The organism is Shewanella piezotolerans WP3 (assembly GCF_000014885.1).
Classification (GTDB): Bacteria; Pseudomonadota; Gammaproteobacteria; order Enterobacterales; family Shewanellaceae; genus Shewanella; species Shewanella piezotolerans.
This window is the reverse complement of the sequence record NC_011566.1, coordinates 4,875,236-4,893,362: the sequence shown is the minus strand read 5'-3', so window position 1 is coordinate 4,893,362 and position 18,127 is coordinate 4,875,236. Positions and strand designations below refer to the sequence as shown.

Here is an 18,127-nt window from a genome sequence, read left to right as displayed (position 1 = left end):
GTGGTTTATAGCTTATTCTGATGAGATATTCGTGTCATTAAGGTGTTATTGTCAGTCAGTTTCTGTCCCATAGAAACATAGAGATCGCCAAATAAACCGCTACGAATACCTGCAGCTGACATTTGCATCCCATTGGTTTTAAAGGTTTGCCTTTGAGGGTAAAGGTAGGCGATGAAATTATCTTGGCTATCTACCACTCTGATCTGTGCTTGAATCGCACTGTAGCTGCGATGCTCAACTGCCTGAGTCTCTTCATAGATAAAACTATAGCCACTTAGTGTTTTTCCTTGGCCTGGGCCCATCCGCAGTAGCTCTTCTGTTTCAAAGTTTGATACTAAAGTGGCGCCCAAAACGGATACAGCTACGCCAAAATGCGCAATGCACATGGCGTAAAAACGTATTGAGGAGCCATAGTTATCATTGTTTACTTCATATTTTCTAAAAGCGACTCGTTGCACTACCGCAAGCCCTGTGGCGCTCATGATCCATAACGCAGAGAACAGGCCGATTAACAACCAAATATTAACGCGAGCTTGCATCATTAGGCTAGCTATTAGCGCCATAGTCAAACATATCGCTGCTAATATTAGCGCCAGTTTAAGTTTGTTTCTTGATTGCCACCTTTGCAGAGGCGCAAAGCCCATGAGTAAAAATATAAGCGCTGCAATAGGTACAAAGATACTGTTGAAGTAGGGGGCTCCCACTGAAATAGTTTGACCGCTAATGACTTCAAAAAATAGTGGATAACAGGTGCCGAGTAGCACTGATATTGCCGCAACCACCAACAACATATTACCAAATAGAATCAAACTTTCTTTGGATAATAGTGAAAAGCCAAGAGGTGTTGATCTAATTTTTACTCGCTGGGCAAACAGCGCCAATGCAGAACCTGAGAATACAACCAACAGGATCAGTATCGACAAACCACGGGTTGGATCAGAGGCAAAAGCATGCACCGATTGCACCACACCTGAACGGACTAAGAAGCTACCGAGTAAGCTCAATGAGAATGCTAGTATGGCGAGAAAAATACTGCAGGAGCCTAGTATTCCGCGTTTGGCTGTCAGTAATATAGAGTGCACCATGGCTGTTGCCACTAACCAAGGAATAAAAGAGGCGTTCTCTACAGGATCCCAGAACCACCATCCTCCCCAGCCCAGTTCGTTGTAAGCCCACCAAGAACCAAAAGCATTACCGCCAGTCAAGAATACCCAAGCCAGAATCGCCCAAGGTTGCAGGTAGCGAGCATATTGCTGACAAAGACCGCCTGACAGTAAAGCGGCAATAGCGCCAGCAAAGCAGATGGTTAACCCTACATAGCCAAGAAACAGCAGAGGCGGATGAATAATAAGTCCAATGTCCTGCAGTATAGGGTTGAGATCTCTGCCTTCAATCGGGATATCAGGCAGTAACCGCGTAAAAGGGCTAGAGGTAAAAAGCAAGAATAGGCAAAATCCAAATATCAGTAAAGCAGCAACGGCAACGAGCTTATGGTGGAAATGTTGCTCGGTTTTCGGAGCGCGGTTAATGATAAAGGCTGTCCAAACCGCTATAGCTACTACCCAGAACAGCATTGAGCCTTCATGTGAACCCCAAACAGCAGCTACCTTATATAAGGTCGCTAATTGAGTGTTTGAGTTGTTGGCGACATAGGCGACAGAAAAGTCATTAACTAAAAAACAATAGGCGAGTATTGCTATTGCAGTTATTAAAGTAAAACACATCAATGTTGCTAATGGCTTGGTGTAACTTAATAGGTATTCACTATCTAACTTTATACCCGAAATAGTTACGATGGATAATATAAGTGATAACGAAGAAGATATTATTAATAATATTAAGCCTATCTCTGGAATCATGTCTGTGCCTATTTATTAAATTCAAGTAGTGAAATAAATACGTTCTACTCTATTACTATTAATTTTGTTCATTTGTTGTGCATATATAAAAGTGTTTTGTCTATTTTAAAATTAAGGGTTGTATTGATTTTCTACCATCCTAAGGCACAGCAATATGGATTAATGAGAGGCACTTCAAACTCTATAACCGTAAAAGAGAGGGCTACAATTTTTAATATATAAATTGTGTCTATTAGCTTTTTTTAGATCTAAAAATAATAGTTTTAACTCATGAAAACTTATCATTACAACACTCTATCTAGTTGTTACCAAAGAACTAAAAGTCTTTTACAACTCATCACAACTAATGCGTTTTTTTATGTGCTCTAGCGCATGTTTTTTCTACTTGGAATCAGGAGAATAGCGGTTGCTCAGTTGTTTAAGTCGTTCGGTGAACGGTTAGGTTTTGTAAAACATGTTTGATTTATTACGGCAGGCTTAGCTGGATAAATAGCAAATCGGTGAAGCTATTTATAGGTTGAGTAAAGTGAAAGTTAAATGTGATGCGTTAAAAGTACCAACAAAATTCAAAGAATAAAACTGATGATAAGTAGGAGTGAATGATGAGACGATGGAAACACAAGGTAGCATTAAGCGTGCTGTTTTGTTTTGGTGCCATTGCTAATGTGAACGCTGCTGGTGGTAAATACAACAGCGTACCAGAAATGGGCAAGACAGCTAAAGAAATGATTGCCGATTACCAAGGCACAGAGAAAGCTAACGGTGTTAAAACGCTACAAGATTATGTTGTCCAAGAGGCTGAACTTTTCGATTTTCTTTTCGAAAATCATCCTGTCTTTAAATACCAACAAGCCGGAAACTTAGTGGGTGATTACCACATAAGTGACCGTGGTGAAGAGTATTTTGATACTGGACATAGTCCCAAATATAGCAAGCTAGATGGTAAGCCACGCTCAATTCAATACCGTTTAGGGGCTAAATCAATTCTTGATTACCCAAACAACTTTGTTGGCCCTGAAAAATGTGCTGAATGTCATGCTGCCCAATATGAGAAGTGGAAGCGTTCGCGCCATGCCCAGACAGTTCGTTTCCCTGGAGAGCATCCAGAAGTGGATAACGATATTGAAAAAACCATGTATGACACTAAAGATACCTCAATTTTGCCAGACGGTATCACCCCAGACATGATCTACGCCACAGTCGGTACTCCACGTACTAAATATGGTTTTATTGATGCTTGGCTAGTACGCGGTACTTACCATATTGAAGGCGGCTTGCTACGTGATGGCAGCGGTAAAATGGTTGCCGGTGCAAACCAGTTCTCTCGTGGTTGGGCTGAGTGGTTAACCGACGACATGGCGAAGAAAATTAATGACGTCATTCCCGAGTTCCCAACTACCCTTGCGGCATTTGGTGGTTCAGGGTCACATCAAAAAGGTATGAGCTCTTATGGGGCTAAATACCGTAAAGAGATGTTGTTCCAACCGGCTTCGTCTTACTGTGAAATCTGTCATACCTTCAAGTTTGACTTCCAAAATAAGCAAGAATTCTTTGACGCTTTAGGCGACCCTAAAAAACTGCAAGAACATACCATTTCTAAAGGTATCGCTTGTGAAGAGTGTCATGGCGCAGGTGGTCACTTAGATGGTGGTACTGGTGGCATGCAGTCTAACTGTGAGCGTTGTCATCAACGATTCCAGTACGACCCAACGATGACAGAAAGTGCAGCTGAAAAAGGCAAGCCTGAGTTAGCGTTTGGCGTGAAGATGAAGTCTCTATGTCCTTCTTGTGGTACCGAAGGTTCACAGATGTTCGGTTCTATGCATTACGAAAAAGGCATGCGTTGTACGACTTGTCATGACCCTCATGAGGTGACTGACGGTGACTGGAAGTCTGGCTTTACTACACCAAAGCTGAAGAAAGACTGTAAAGATTGTCACGAAGCGCAAACTTTGATCGCTGAAAACACTAAGACTCACAGTGAACAAACATGTCAAAGCTGTCACATGCCTAACATGGGCAGCTGTGAAAACTTCAAAGCAATGCAGTTCCCAGACCAAGCCGGTTTTGATGCGGTTCGTAAGTCTCACATGTGGAAGATTGACGTCGACCCTGTTCGCAAGACGCTAAATCCACCAGAAGGCGAGCCTCGTACTCAAGGCCCAAGTGCTGGGAAAGGTTGGACGGTTGCGAAGAACGAAGATGGTCGTACTTACCTCGACTTAATGTGGTCTTGTGCACGTACAGCGATTTCAGATCATGACGTAGTAGAAAACAAAGGTTGTCATAGCCAGTTCCAATCAGAACTTGAAACAGGCCTGCACTATGAAGACCAAATGGAAATATACGGCGAAGTAATGAAATGGCAGACGCCTATTAAGGAAGTATACGGCCAAGTTGAGCAAGCGCTAGTGCGTATCGACCAACTACTTGAAGTGACCAAGCTTCCTACGGAAGACAAGACTCAAGTGTTACTTCTTGCTGAGAAGGCGCAACAGACCGTTGAGCTAATCAAGAAAGATGGTTCTTGGGGCGTGCACGGTTTCCGCTATAGCCAGAAACGTTTAGATGCCGCGCTAACTTATGTTACGCAAGCGCAGAACATCCTTGATGGTTCAGGTTACAAAGCTAAATAAGCGATAGGCCTTTAATAACCTCGACACTGGATTAAGTACCGGAAGGTGTCGAGGTATTAAGAGAGGGATGAGATGAAAAAAGCACTGGGTCAAATACTGGTAACACTGACATTAGTCGCAAGTTCGGCAAGCTGTTTAGCAGGTGGCGGCAGCGAAATGGCACCAGCACCAAGATATGAGCATCAGCTCAATACTATCACCATGCGCGAAGCTGAGATGTTATTGGAGCAAGGTGGAGTGACTTTCTTTGATGTTAATACTTTGGAGTTGTGGGCTGAGGGATACATCCCCGGCGCTATCTATTTCAATATTCAAGATTGGAGAACGCTACTACCAGAAAAGAAAGACACACCAATGGTTTTTTACTGCGCCAACCGTATCTGTAATGCCAGTGAGATTGCAGCAAGAGCGGTGATGAAAATGGGGTATACCAATGTGAAGCAGATGCCAGATGGGATATATGGCTGGCGACTATCAAACCGAGTGATTGAAAAACCATAGAAGATGGATCTTTGGCAATCAATTTCGTGAATATTAATTTTCCTAAATGAGATGATAAAAATGACAAAAATTACTAAAACTTCCCTCGCTGTTGTAGCAGGTCTTTCACTATTTATTTCTGCAAGCAGCATGGCAAATACACCACTCAATACTGAAGTTCAAAAAGAGTCTTACAGTATTGGCGCCTCTTTAGGCAAGTATCTTTCTAGCCAGATCTACTCTCAAACAGAGTTGGGTGCCGAAGTGGATGTTGAGCGAGTGATTGAAGGGGTGGTAGATGCCCTGCAAAACAAAACACAATATTCAGATGAAGAGATTTTAACTTATCTGAATCAACGCGCAGAGCAATTAAATGCTGCTAAAGAAGCGGCTAATGAGCGCATCGCACTAGAAAACATGACCGCAGGCAGTAGCTACCTCGCTAATAACAAAAAACAAGCCGGTGTCATCGTTACCGATTCTGGCTTGCAGTATCAAGTCGTTGTAGAAGGTGAGGGACGTAAACCTAATCCTGAAGACGTGGTTACTGTGCATTACAAAGGTTACTTGATAGACGGTACTGAGTTTGACAATTCTTATGAGCGTGACGAACCAAACCGCTTTGCACTCATGAGTGTTATTGAAGGCTGGCAGGAAGGGATCCCGCTGATGAATGAAGGAGCGACCTATAAATTCACTATCCCATCAGAGCTTGCTTATAGCACAAAGCAGGTTGGCATTATTCCACCTAGCTCAACATTAGTGTTCGAAGTTGAGCTGGTTAAAGTTGAAGCGCCAGGTGAGAACGCGCATGGCATGGGATTAAGCGGCATGGGTATGGGTGGCATGATGGGGTCGGGTAGCGGGCATTAGTCGCCACGTACTCAACAAGTTAAAACAAATTAGAGAGTCACTATGAGTAGTCTTGCTGTTGGTATTGGTTTTTGTCTGGTTAGCGTTATTGCGTGTGTTTGGGGCCATCACCTTCAAGCTCATCATCTCAAACGTACTGCGCTAGCGAGCCAGGAGGCTGCGTCGACTGCTAAGGGACGAGCTTTTAACGGAGCGGTACCAGCAGCAATCTCTTTAGTGATGTTAATCATTCCCTTGATGGTTTACAGCCAGATAGGGCGATTTAGTGAATGGGATAAAGGAGTCATTGACGAGAACATTGATTATCTGATCGCCGCAGATATCAATAAGAACGCACGAAAAGTAAATGAGCAACCTAACAATGAAATTGCATTATTAACTTTAGCTCAATCGTACGCAGAGGGCGGCTTATATGCCCAATCGATAGCAACCTTAAATGACTTACTGAGCATCACTGGTGATGACGCTAACACGTTAGGGATGAAAGCCACTGCTATGTACTACCGCGACAACCGTGAGATGAGTATCGAAACTAAATTAGTGCTGGCTAGAGCGCTAGCACTGGACGAATTTGAGTTTCAATCTCAGTTACTTATTGCTACCGATGCATACCTTAATCAAGAGTATGAAACTGCAATCACTCACTGGCAATTGCTGCTACGCAGTCAAAGCCAACGCTTTAATCGAGCTCCAATTAATAATGCAATTTTAAAAACCGAGCAAAAAATAGCTAATCGTTCAGTGACTGCATCTGAGTAAAGTCACACCAATAAAAAATAGGTCAGCAAGATAGCTGATAGATGGAGGATGCTGTGAGTGAAAATATAGAGAGACGGAGGTTCCTTAAATGTTTAGGAGCCAGCTCTTTGATAATAGCGCCCTTAGGGTGCAGTTCTATCGAAGAGGAGTCAGATGCAAATAAACCCCATTATGTGATGGTGTTTGATCAAAATAAATGTACTGGTTGTGGCGAGTGTAAGGACGCTTGTAACGTTACCAATAATCTCCCTGATGGCAAATCACGGATGATCATGGAGCAGCAATCAGGTGGAGTTGCAGGTGAAACTTGTCCGCACTGTGGCAAGAAGAACTGCGACTGTGAACGCAAATATGTACGAGTTTCGTGTCAGCAATGTAAGAACGCTCCTTGTGTCACTGTCTGCCCAACGGGCGCTGCTCATCGAGATGAGAAGACGGGCATAGTGACGATGGATGCATCTAAGTGTGCGGGCTGTAAGTACTGTATTGGCGCTTGTCCATATGATGCACGTTTCATCAACAAAGAGACTGATGTTGCTGATAACTGTGATTTCTGTTTAAACACTAAGTTGTCGAAGGGTGAGCTTCCAGCTTGTGTGCAGCAGTGTCGTTATGATGCACTGATTTTTGGTGATGCCAATGACCCAACCTCTTATGTCAGCAAATTATTAAGAGTGAAGGATTCTGTGCGGATCAAGCCTGGGTTTGGTACCGAACCTAGCTTGCGATACATACCAATTGTTAAGTTAGGGGTGTAGCAATGGATGGAACTATTGATTTTACCATGGGCTTGTCACAAGGCATTGCTTGGCCTTGGCCGATTGCGGTTTATCTGTTTTTTGCGGGAATTTCCGGTGGTGCGCTAGCCACCGCGATATTTATCCGTTTTTATAAAAAGCAGACTGAGAATACCGCTTTTTACAAAGCAGCGGCGATAATCTCATTTGTCACTATCAGCTTAGGCATGTTGTGTTTGGTTTTAGACCTAACTAATCCGCTGTTTTTCTGGCGAATTCTAGTGTACTACAACCTCAACTCAGTCATGTCGATTGGTGTGATTGCGTTGACGGCTTATATTCCGCTAACGGCGATTATTGCACTATTAGCATTGGAAGATGAGCTACGCGCCATTCCAGCACTCAAAGTGTTAATGCCAGTCATTGAAAAGCTAAAAGCAGTGCGTAAGCCGATGGAAGTGATGGTGCTGATATTGGCGTTATCTGTGTGTGCTTATACAGGTTTCCTTATCTCTGCGCTTATCCGTTTCCCGATTATCAATACCTCGGTATTACCGGCGTTATTTATTGCGTCTGGGATCTCGGCTGGTGCAGCATCAGCAAAAATGCTGGCGGTATCACTCTTTAAAGAAGATCTGCATAGCCAAGATATGAAGCTGTTACATGGTGCTGAGTGGCCCATCATGTTTGCTGAAGCCATGTTCATTTTCATGATTGCTACCTCGTTGATGACGGGCAATGCGGGTGCACAAAGTGCGTTCGCCGCGTTCCATACAGGCGAGTGGGCTAATGTGTTTTGGTTCGGTGTGATTGGAATTGGTTTTGCCGGTCCACTGCTGCTGAACTTTGCGACCAGTAAGTCGTTTAGCCATTCAGCTAAGGCGTTTTACGCTTCAGGTGTTTGTGCTGTGACAGGCATGATGTGTTTGCGTTTATTCATCTTGTACGCGGGACAAAACTTTGCCATTTAATGTTCAAAGTTCGTTTGACTGATGCGAGTAGGTCAACCCCAATTGCGCCGCCCCTGCAGGGTTGCAATTGGGTGTTGTACCGAAAGTTAGCTAGATATTGTAAAAGAGAAACTGAGGTTATTGATGAAAAAATTCTTGTGCTTGCTACTACTGCCTTTGTTATTTGCTTGTAGTCAAGGTGCCGATGACAACATGGTTATAGAAGCACCTGCTATTCATGACCATGACCGCTGTCATATGTGCGGCATGATGATTAAGAAATACCCTGGCCCTAAAGGACAAGTTCATTTGAAAGGTCAGCTGGTAACTCCAAAGTTCTGCTCGACTCGCGATATGTTCAATTTTGTACTGCAAAGTGAAAACAAGCGTCAGGTCACTCAATTGTTTGTGCATGACATGGCGATAACCGATTGGGCCGCCCCACAAGATAGTGCTTTTATTGATGCTAAAACCGCTTGGTATGTCTACGGCAGTAGCATGAAAGCAGTTATGGGGCCTGCAGTGGCCAGCTTTGGTACTAAAGAGGCAGCGTTAAAATTTGCCGAAGAGTTAGGCGGTATTGTGCTTAGTTATGATCAAATTGATACCAACTTGCTTGCTGGTGAGTGAGCAGAACTAGGTTAGGTGCTATGACTAAATTAGCTGTTATCCCGGTTACTATTTTGTTGATTGCAAACGCAATGCTAAGCAGCAACTCGATGGCTGCGATATGGACAGTCAATAATAGCCAAGACCTACAGCATCAATTAACTCAAGCAGGTATTGGTGACACCATTATCTTAAATTCTGGCCGTTATCAGGGAAACTTTGAAATAGGCAAAGCGCTGACAATTAAAGGCCAGCATGGTGCCATTATTGATGCCAAGGGGCTGGGCAGTGCAATAAAAGTCAGTGCTAATGATGTCACGATTGAGGGGCTTAGAATTGAGAGTTGGGGCAGTGATCTGTATGAACGTGATGCGGGTATTTTGATCATGGAACAAAGTAAAAATATCAAGATAATGCACAACAATCTACAAGGTGCTGGTTTTGGGATCCGTGCAGATCATAGTGAGCAACTAGCAATACGTTACAACCAAATTCACGGTAATCCCCAATTACATGTGCTTGATAGGGGAGATGGTATTCATCTTAATCGAGTGCAGCAAGCCGTGGCGGAGTTTAACCACATTGAACACGTTAGAGATGGTGTTTATATCGAATCTAGCAAAGGTAGTTTAGTGACAAATAACCACTTTTATCATCAGCAATACGGTATTCATTACATGTATAGCGAACATGATGAAGCCTATGATAATCATAGTGAAAATGTCAGTGGTGGTTACGCGATAATGAGCTCTAAATTCGTGTATTTGCATCATAACCGAACTGAGCATGCCACTGAGTATGGGGTGCTGCTCAATATCACCAACGGTGCACGTATTGAGTTCAATGTACTGCGCAATATTCATAATCCTCAAGGTCAGGAAGCTTTAGGTAATCAAGGCAGAGCAATGTTTATTTATGGCGCGTTAGATAATGAAATCCGTGGTAATGAGTTTGCCTTGAGTGATATTGGCATTGCGATGGCAATGGGTGGAGAGAAGAATCGTATTTATGAGAATAACTTTATCAATAACCTTACCCAAGTGAAGTATGTTGGCGATGAACTACTGCAGTGGAGCCAACAAGGGCGCGGTAACTATTGGAGCAGTTATATGGGGTGGGATCATACTCAAGATGGGATCGGTGATCAGAGCTATCAACCTAATGACTCTATGGACAAATTGTTCTGGCGCTATCCAGAGGCTAAGTTTTTGATGAATAGCCCTGTAGTGTCATTATTACGTTGGGTTGAATCACAAATGACGGTATTTACCGCTACGGGTATAAAAGATGATTTCCCTTTGATACAACCCACTCAGATTAACCAAGCAATCGAGTTGACAACTTCTGCCAGCGAGCTCGTTTATGAACACTAACCTCAATTCCCTGAGTGGAAAGCCGGTTGTAAGGCTTGAACATGTCGGTTTACGCTTTGGTGACTTCGAAGCATTGCAAGATATCAATATCGAAATATTTCAGGGGCAAACCCTTGCGTTACTTGGCCACAATGGTGCTGGTAAATCGAGTCTGATCAAGTTGATTCTGGGGCTGCTAAAGCCAACGACAGGTAAGTTAGTCGTAAACAATAAGCCTAATCAATCGAGTGTTAATCTGGGGTATTTACCCGAAGATGTCAGCTTTTATGACAAATTGACTGGTCTTGAAGTGTTGCGCTATTTCGCCGCGCTAAAAGGCATTAATAGCACACGAGTAAAGCTATTAATTGAAGAGTTTGAGCTCGGTTATGCGCAGCACAAACCGTTAAAAACCTACTCAAAAGGGATGAAGCAACGCTTAGGAGTTGCTCAGGCTATTTTATCTCAGCCAGATATTTTACTGCTTGATGAGCCAACGGTGGGACTTGATCCACAGGCGTCGCAGTTTCTTTATCAGAAAATAGATTCGCTCAAGCAGCAGGGTTGCGCCGTGATTGTCTGCACCCATGAATTGTCGATGGTAGAGAAGCATCTTGATAGTGCTTTACTACTGGCTCAAGGTCGCCGGGTGGGCAGTGGCACACTCGATGAGTTACGCCAAGTGAGTGGATTGAAAAGCCAAATAAAGCTTGCTGATTTTACCAGTATTGTGCAGCGCGATAGCTTTTTAGCCTCATTTAGCCAAGGGCAAAAATTATTGGTTGATAGTGATGAGCGCAGCGCGGTAGTGGAATACTTGGTACAGCAAAAACAGTGCAGTGACTTTAGTGTTATCGAGCCAAGTTTAGAGTCTATTTACCATCATTGTATGTTGCAGCAACCCGATAGAACTGAGTCAAACGCTGTGGCAACAACACAGAAAAGCTGGCGACAATCGCTACAGCAACTCCTTCGTCCAACGGTGAGTCAGAGTCCATTATGATTAGTATGCAGTTAACATCGCCAGTTTGGGTTATTGCTAGTAAAGAGCTGCGGGACAGTTTACGAAATCGTTGGATACTGTTTATGGGAGGCATGTTTATGATGCTATCTCTGTCAGTCACCTTTGCAGGAAGTGCGGTCACCGGTGAGTTGGCATTGCCTCCGTTGGCTAATTTAATGTCGAGCCTTTCAACAACCGCAGTATTCATAATTCCTTTAGCGGCAATTTTACTTAGTTACGATAGTTTTGTTGGTGAGCAGGAGGCGGGAACTTTACTGCTACTGCTGTCATACCCAGTCAGTCGCAGTCAAATATTAATGGGCAAACTTTTAGGCCACTGCTTGGTGATGTTTATTACCACTAGCTGTGCTTTTGGCGCTACAGCAGGGCTGTTATTAGCTGCGGGTAGCGAGTATTCAGCCAGCCAAGTGGTGGAGGTATTTGCTAAGTTTATTTTGAGTAGTAATCTACTGGCACTGACGTTTATTTTAATCGGTTATATCGTCAGTTTGCGAGCAACGGAAAAGGCAAAAGCCGTCGCTGGTTTGCTGTTTGTATGGTTCTTATTGGTACTTATCTATGATCTATTATTGCTGAGCGTGTTGGTATCTGATGTGGGGTTTATGGACAAGCAGTTACTCAATATTCTTATCGCATTGAACCCAACTGATCTCTATCGAGCAATCAACTTGGTAGCACTTGAACATCACAGCTCTGGTGCGGCGTTATCGATGATCGCTGATATTGATTTAAGTGCAACAGCCATGTATCTGATAATGTTTTGCTGGATTGGTATACTGCTGCTCATTTCGCAAAAATCATTTAGTGCTAAACCACTATAAATCATTTCCTTTTATAAGTTTGGGTATGGCATGATAGTGCAAAATTAGAGAGTGCTAATTTGTGTGATGTTAATTATTTTTCAATTTGTGAACAACGACATGCAGCTATTATTTATTGCGAGCTAATTGAGGTTACAATCACAGAAAAAATTGTTCCTATCATTGATAATCCATTGTAATGTGCAGGTTTAATTGACCTACTCGATTGACGACATTCTAAGAGGTTAACCTTGCTAAAAGTTACTCCTTATCTGGAGCTAGATGAGCAGGCTAAACAATTGATGGATCGTGTTAAGAACACGACTATCAGTTTGACGTTTTCAGAATCTGCGGTTTTACATCAGTTACTCATTGCTGATGGTGTGTGTGGAAAGGAAGAGCTGCTCGCGATAGGCTGGCCTGATCGTGTTGTTGCGGCTACATCTTTAACTCAGTGCATTAGCACTTTACGTAAAAAGCTAGAAAACTATCCTGAAGTACAGCTGAAAACAGTAGCTCGCCGTGGCTACGAGCTGCATATCTCAGAGCGATCTCACATCAAGATGTTAGCGGTGAATGATGCTGAATCGATAAAAACAGCACTCATTGATGTTTCGATGATGGTAAAAATTGCCGGCATTGTGTTGGTGTTATTACTGATCCTTTTTGGCTGGTATAACAGCGATTATCATCGCAGCGTTAAGAATAGTAGCTTGTGGAATGCTGATAAGAAGATCCCTTTAAATATCGGTGGCACTAAAGAGATTGTGCCGATGTTTTATAAGAGCGAGGTGGAGCATTTACACCACTCTATGTGGCAAAAGCACCTTGCCCCCGAAAGTAATCATCTAGATAATTTCAAAAACTTTGAAGGTTTTACCGCGACCGACGGACGTAACTACTCTATGGCTGTTTGTCCTAATGTTGTAAAAGGCCAATGCTCTGGTCTTGGATTAATGAATATAGCCGCGATAGATCCGAATCCCGCAGGGCTAAACATCAATCAGTTTGCTGAGCTTTCAGAGCGTCTTGAGAAGCGTATTCGATATAACAAAATCATTATTCCTCATGATAGCAGTGATGGCGACATCACTGAGCATCACTACCATGCCGATGTGTATTTTCCTGTGGCTGGCGAACTGTTAGTCCGCGCAGATCTGAGCCTATCTTTGATCTATGAAGGGGAAGATAGCGGTCAATTTTATTCGGCAACCTGTATCACCGATGAAGACTGTTTAACGACGCCGATCAAATATAAAGTTCGCGGCACCTTTAAGCAGTATCAGCAGAAAATAAGCGGCATGGCGGTTGATGTGTTCCAAGTTCAGCTGAGCCAAAAGGAGTTTATAAAGCCAGAGACAGTAAGCCCATCGGCAATGCATTTTTATAGGGCGATCAGAAAGCATGATATTACCGATGAAGAGCTGTATTTTTATCGAGTTTATACTGATGAGAAAAGTGCGGTTTGGATTACACCGATTCTAGGCAGTATTGTGGCTTGGTATAAGTACGATCAAGTGAGAATTTAGCTATTTATACCAATAGCATTAAAAGTTTGACCATTCAGCGTTTTGAAACCCGCACTACGTGAGCCCCTCAGTCTTTCCACTTCTGCTTTGCATTGGCTTAAAAGGGAATAACCATTTCTTAACCGATGCGCTTTAAATTGAAAAGACTGAGGTGCTCTGAACTGGCCAAATACTTAATGCAATTGGTATTAAAGAATGTATAAATAATAAAAAGTGTTTATACCAATCAGTATAAGAAGTTGATCTACTCAGAGCGTTTTTGGCACGCTAATTCAAGGCGGATAAATGACATAATGGTTGTTCCCTTATGAGTTTATTCAACGCAGAAGTAGCAAGCCAAAAACACTCCTACAGGCGAGTTTTAGCGGCTTTGAAGCTGCGTTAATGAACTTGAACGTAGAATAACTATGCTCTTCATTCATTGCTAACCACATGGATGTGGTGAATGTCATTAATGCAGGAGCATTTAATGACCTTACCTCAAAGCCGCTAAACTCTCGCTGAGCGATCAAATCTTTATACTGATTGGTATTACTTTATAAAAGCAAATGCATCGCCGTAGAGGTGATCTTCTTCAACGCCAATACTGCGGAACACTTCTCTAGCTGCCCCGACCATATCGAAACGGCCTGCAATATAGATGTCATAGCCATTTAGGCTAACAAAATCAGCTTTAATCTGTTCGAGTAAATTGGCTTGCTTACCGTTCCAGTCAGCAGGTGCTTCTTCGACAACTGGTACAAAGTGAAGCCAAGGGTGGGCGTCATGCCACTCACGTGCTATAGCTTGATAGTACATCGCATCGGTAGTACGGCAACCCCAATAAAGAGTGGTTTCAATCGTCTGGCCAAGTGCAATTTGATGCTCAACAATACTTTTAATGTAGGAGAAGCCCGTGCCGCCGGCAATTAAAAGACGCGGACGAACGCTGTCATGGCGGAGGTGTGCATCGCCGCCAGGCACTTCAATATCGATTGTACCGTTATTGGCTAAGCAATCTTTAAGACGCTCAACTACTTGCATAGGGTAGCTCTCGCTAACTGCGGCGCCTATATGCAGCTCAATCGCTTGGCTATCTGGCGCTGATGCGATAGAAAATGGGCGTTTGTCTTTTTCGCCCATGACTACGCAAAGGTATTGTCCAGCCTTAAAGTCAAAGGCTACAGTAGGTTTTAAAATAACCTGAAATACCGCATCATTAAACGGTGCGACTTTTTCAATTGTACAGCTAATGGTGTTCATCTTGATTCCTTGATGAGCTTCTCTTTGGAAGCTTATTCAACATATTTTTGCACATTGCTTAGGCAATAGTACGTTATAGGGTTGGCGCGTCATCTATTCCTAGATCGCTCCAGATCTCATCGACTTTTTGTTTGACGGCTTCATCCATAACGATAGGGGTTCCCCATTCGCGATCGGTTTCACCTTCCCACTTATTAGTCGCATCCATTCCCATTTTTGAGCCTAGCCCAGCAACAGGTGATGCAAAATCGAGATAGTCGATAGGGGTATTTTCTATCATTACGGTGTCGCGCTTTGGATCCATTCTGGTGGTAATGGCCCAAATGACATCGTTCCAATCTCGGCAGTTGACGTCTTCGTCGACGACAACAATAAATTTGGTGTACATAAACTGGCGTAAGAATGACCACGCCCCCATCATCACTCGCTTAGCATGACCTGGGTATTGCTTGCGAATAGAGATCACTGCCATACGGTATGAGCAACCTTCTGGCGGTAGATAAAAATCGATGATCTCTGGGTACTGTTTACGCAGAATCGGCACAAAGACTTCGTTGAGCGCTACACCTAACATTGCGGGTTCATCAGGTGGACGGCCGGTATAGGTGCTGTGGTATATCGCATCTTTTCGATGGGTAATATGGGTCACAGTAAATACAGGGAATGAGTCGGTTTCATTGTAGTAACCTGTATGGTCACCGTATGGACCCTCTTCTGCCATCTCTTCAGGATCGATATAACCTTCTAAGATGATTTCGCTGGTGGCTGGCACCTCTAAATCACAGCTTATCGCTTTGCATACTTCGGTGCGTTCACCCCGCAAAAGGCCGGCAAAGGCATACTCACTCATAGAGTCTGGCACAGGGGTTACCGCACCTAATATGGTGACAGGGTCTGAACCTAGAGCGACCACAACAGGGTAGCGATCACCGGGGTGTTTCTCTTTAAAATCTTTAAAGTCTAATGCGCCGCCGCGATGGTCGAGCCAGCGCATAATCAGCTTATCTTTGCCGAGTAGCTGTTGACGATATATCCCTAAATTTTGGCGTTTTTGACGTGGGCCTTTAGTGATGGTGAGCCCCCATGTCACTAATGGTGCAACGTCACCTGGCCAGCAATGCTGGATAGGAAGCTTGGTGAGATCGACCTCTTCCGCCGTTTTCACGACTTCTTGGCATGGAGGGTTGCGCACAGTTTTAGGTGGCATGTTGAGCGCCTGCTTAAACATAGGGATCTTTGAGATCGCATCTTTAAAGCCACGTGGCGGTTCAGGCTCTTTAAGGAACGCAAGGAGCTCACCGACATCGCGTAGGGCGAGAGGGTCTTCTTTTCCTAAGGCCATAGCGACGCGTTTTGGCGTACCAAATAGATTCGCTAGTACCGGCATGTCATTGCCAACAGGGTTTTCAAATAACAGAGCGGGGCCTTTTGAGCGCAAGACGCGATCGGCAATCTCTGTCATCTCCAAATGAGGGTCGACGGGATGACTAATACGCTTAAGCTCACCATTACTTTCTAGGTGCTCTATAAAACTGCGCAAATCCTTAAAACTCATAGGGGAATTCTCATCGCTATAAACTGTGATATGGCGCGCACTATAGCATTATTCACGTAGCCGTTAAACGCTTGTTCACCAATGGACAGAATGCTAATAAAACTGCAGCTGATATATATACCCGTTCTACTTGAAGATGGTCGTTTCAGAGGCATTGTGCCAGTTCAATTCTAGGCGCATTGACGTAGAAATGGTTATTCCCTTTTAAGTTAGTGCAACAACGAAGTGGGTTGGCACAAAGCCTTCGTTGATGGGCGTTTCTTATATAAAAAATATGGGCTTTACTCTATGTTATTGATGTTACTAAGGGAGCGACCGTTAATGGCAATCAATGCCTCGCCTACATGAATGTAGGTGCTTAGGTTCTGCATGGAGCAATGCCTTGATTAAAGTCCATTAAACTCCCACTGAATCCTGCATCTTCAGGTAGCACGGGGATAGCAAGCTTGAACCGAGAGTCGCATATTAAATGAGATTGGCGTTAGCGCCAATTAGGCGTAAAATGAGTCTGTGCTTTATGTTTTGCTAATGTGGCATTGGCGCAGGAGTATAACGATGAAACTAAATTTATTTAGACTTGCCGCCATCTCACTCATGACGTTATCGAGCTCGGCAATGGCGGGGCAGCATGTAACCCCATCACTTTTGGTTGCTAGTAACGTGAGTGTTGGTGTCGGCTGGGGCAGTGGTTGGAATTCAGGCTTCAATGATCCTTGGCGCTGGAATGTTGGCGTGTCTAACGGTTGGTACTCCTATCCTTATAGAGGGCGTTATTATCGTCCTGGCTGGGGATACTATGGCTCTCGCTGGGGTTATGCAGGCAATCGACATCTATACCCCTACCGATACCAGCAGCCAAGTTATCGCCGCGTTGAACCGAAAGTGATTGCACCACCAGAAAGAGTCACGACGAGTGTGAGTTATGCGACTGGCCTAACTCACCTGCCTGAAAATGCCCGAGTCATCCAAAAAGATGGTCGTACTGTTTATGAGTGGCAAGGGGTTGAATATCAATTTGATTGGAACACTAGGACTTATAACAAGCTCGATTAGACTCATCATAATCGCTTTACAATAAAGCACATAACAAGGATGGATTAAGATAAATGGACTGGATGCAATTTACTATTGAGCTAATTGATAAGTTAGCTTGGCCACTGGTACTGGTGTTTGCAGTGATTAGCCTTAAGCGACCTCTATCTAAACTTATCCCTTTGGCCAAGAAGCTAAAGTTTAAAGATTTAGAGCTTGAGTTTGGCCAAGAGCTTAAGGCGGTAACTCAAGAAGCTGAAGGGATATTCCCTGAGCTTAAGGACAGTAATCGAAATATACTCATTATGTCGGCGAGCCAGCTTCCTAATTCTGCTGTTATTGAAGCTTGGGAAGCTGTCGACTTAGCGGCTGAAAAATTAATTCACTCCCGTTGCAGTAACATCACTTTAGACAAAAATACCCGCTATAAGCATATCGAAAATATATTGATCTCCGAACAACTCATTAACACTAAACAGGGAAAGTTATTTAGTGAATTAAGGCAATTGCGCAATAAAGTTGCCCATGCTGTTGGCTATGAAGTGGATAAGGTACAAGCGGTGCAATATATCGAACTCTGCTTTAAGCTTATCGAGCATCTACAGGGTTTAACACCTTCCGCTCTGCAAGTATGTCAAGCTTCTGTTAGCGACGTTGCCAGCTAACACTGCCATGACACTATAACGTTTG

16 protein-coding genes are annotated in these 18,127 nt (G+C 43.6%); 13 read left to right on the top strand and 3 right to left on the bottom strand.

Going from position 1 to position 18,127, the window contains the following annotated elements:
* Positions 1–5: 5 nt before the first annotated feature.
* Positions 6–1,859: a heme lyase CcmF/NrfE family subunit gene (locus tag SWP_RS20735; RefSeq protein ID WP_020914624.1), complete on the bottom strand. Its 1,854-nt coding sequence runs from the start codon at positions 1,857–1,859 to the stop codon at positions 6–8.
* Positions 1,860–2,461: 602 nt separating this feature from the next.
* On the opposite strand from SWP_RS20735, the gene SWP_RS20730 reads away from it, so the two are divergent.
* The 11 genes from SWP_RS20730 (at position 2,462) to SWP_RS20680 (ending at position 13,608) form a co-directional block, all read left to right on the top strand.
* Entirely contained in the window at positions 2,462–4,495 is a 2,034-nt protein-coding gene (locus tag SWP_RS20730; protein ID WP_020914623.1) for a multiheme c-type cytochrome, read from the top strand.
* Positions 4,496–4,567: 72 nt separating this feature from the next.
* On the top strand, positions 4,568–4,996 hold the full coding sequence (locus tag SWP_RS20725) for a rhodanese-like domain-containing protein (RefSeq protein ID WP_020914622.1): 429 nt from the start codon (positions 4,568–4,570) through the stop codon (positions 4,994–4,996).
* 60 nt (positions 4,997–5,056) lie between these two features.
* A complete protein-coding gene (locus tag SWP_RS20720) occupies positions 5,057–5,848 on the top strand; it encodes an FKBP-type peptidyl-prolyl cis-trans isomerase (protein WP_020914621.1) in 792 nt (263 codons plus the stop codon).
* A 42-nt stretch (positions 5,849–5,890) separates the two neighbouring features.
* The gene (locus tag SWP_RS20715; protein WP_020914620.1) at positions 5,891–6,607 is read left to right on the top strand and encodes a formate-dependent nitrite reductase; all 717 of its coding nucleotides are present in this window, start codon (positions 5,891–5,893) and stop codon (positions 6,605–6,607) included.
* A gap of 53 nt (positions 6,608–6,660) precedes the next feature.
* Entirely contained in the window at positions 6,661–7,365 is a 705-nt protein-coding gene (locus SWP_RS20710; protein ID WP_044556150.1) for a 4Fe-4S dicluster domain-containing protein, read from the top strand.
* A gap of 2 nt (positions 7,366–7,367) precedes the next feature.
* The gene (gene nrfD / locus SWP_RS20705) at positions 7,368–8,315 is read left to right on the top strand and encodes an NrfD/PsrC family molybdoenzyme membrane anchor subunit (protein WP_020914618.1); all 948 of its coding nucleotides are present in this window, start codon (positions 7,368–7,370) and stop codon (positions 8,313–8,315) included.
* 123 nt (positions 8,316–8,438) lie between these two features.
* Positions 8,439–8,924 carry a nitrous oxide reductase accessory protein NosL gene (locus tag SWP_RS20700; protein WP_020914617.1) on the top strand — a complete coding sequence of 162 codons (486 nt, stop codon included), beginning with the start codon at positions 8,439–8,441 and terminating at the stop codon, positions 8,922–8,924.
* Positions 8,925–8,944: 20 nt separating this feature from the next.
* Complete coding sequence (nosD, locus tag SWP_RS20695) at positions 8,945–10,276, top strand: nitrous oxide reductase family maturation protein NosD (RefSeq protein WP_044556149.1); 1,332 nt, start codon at positions 8,945–8,947, stop codon at positions 10,274–10,276.
* A complete protein-coding gene (locus tag SWP_RS20690; protein WP_020914615.1) occupies positions 10,266–11,258 on the top strand; it encodes an ABC transporter ATP-binding protein in 993 nt (330 codons plus the stop codon). The genes nosD and SWP_RS20690 overlap by 11 nt, the downstream gene beginning before the upstream one ends.
* A complete protein-coding gene (locus tag SWP_RS20685) occupies positions 11,255–12,100 on the top strand; it encodes an ABC transporter permease (RefSeq protein ID WP_044556148.1) in 846 nt (281 codons plus the stop codon). The genes SWP_RS20690 and SWP_RS20685 overlap by 4 nt, the downstream gene beginning before the upstream one ends.
* A 230-nt stretch (positions 12,101–12,330) precedes the next feature.
* A complete protein-coding gene (locus tag SWP_RS20680) occupies positions 12,331–13,608 on the top strand; it encodes a winged helix-turn-helix domain-containing protein (RefSeq protein ID WP_044556147.1) in 1,278 nt (425 codons plus the stop codon).
* Between the two features lie 531 nt (positions 13,609–14,139).
* On the opposite strand, the gene fre is transcribed toward SWP_RS20680, so the two are convergent.
* Together fre and ubiD are read right to left on the bottom strand one after the other, a co-directional pair.
* Positions 14,140–14,850 carry an NAD(P)H-flavin reductase gene (fre, locus tag SWP_RS20675; RefSeq protein ID WP_020914610.1) on the bottom strand — a complete coding sequence of 237 codons (711 nt, stop codon included), beginning with the start codon at positions 14,848–14,850 and terminating at the stop codon, positions 14,140–14,142.
* Between the two features lie 73 nt (positions 14,851–14,923).
* Positions 14,924–16,405, bottom strand: a complete 1,482-nt coding sequence (gene ubiD / locus SWP_RS20670; protein WP_020914609.1) for a 4-hydroxy-3-polyprenylbenzoate decarboxylase — start codon at positions 16,403–16,405, stop codon at positions 14,924–14,926.
* Positions 16,406–16,960: 555 nt separating this feature from the next.
* On the opposite strand from ubiD, the gene SWP_RS20665 reads away from it, so the two are divergent.
* Entirely contained in the window at positions 16,961–17,458 is a 498-nt protein-coding gene (locus SWP_RS20665) for a hypothetical protein (RefSeq protein WP_020914607.1), read from the top strand.
* Between the two features lie 53 nt (positions 17,459–17,511).
* The gene (locus SWP_RS20660; RefSeq protein ID WP_020914605.1) at positions 17,512–18,102 is read left to right on the top strand and encodes a hypothetical protein; all 591 of its coding nucleotides are present in this window, start codon (positions 17,512–17,514) and stop codon (positions 18,100–18,102) included.
* The last annotated feature ends 25 nt before the right edge of the window (positions 18,103–18,127 follow it).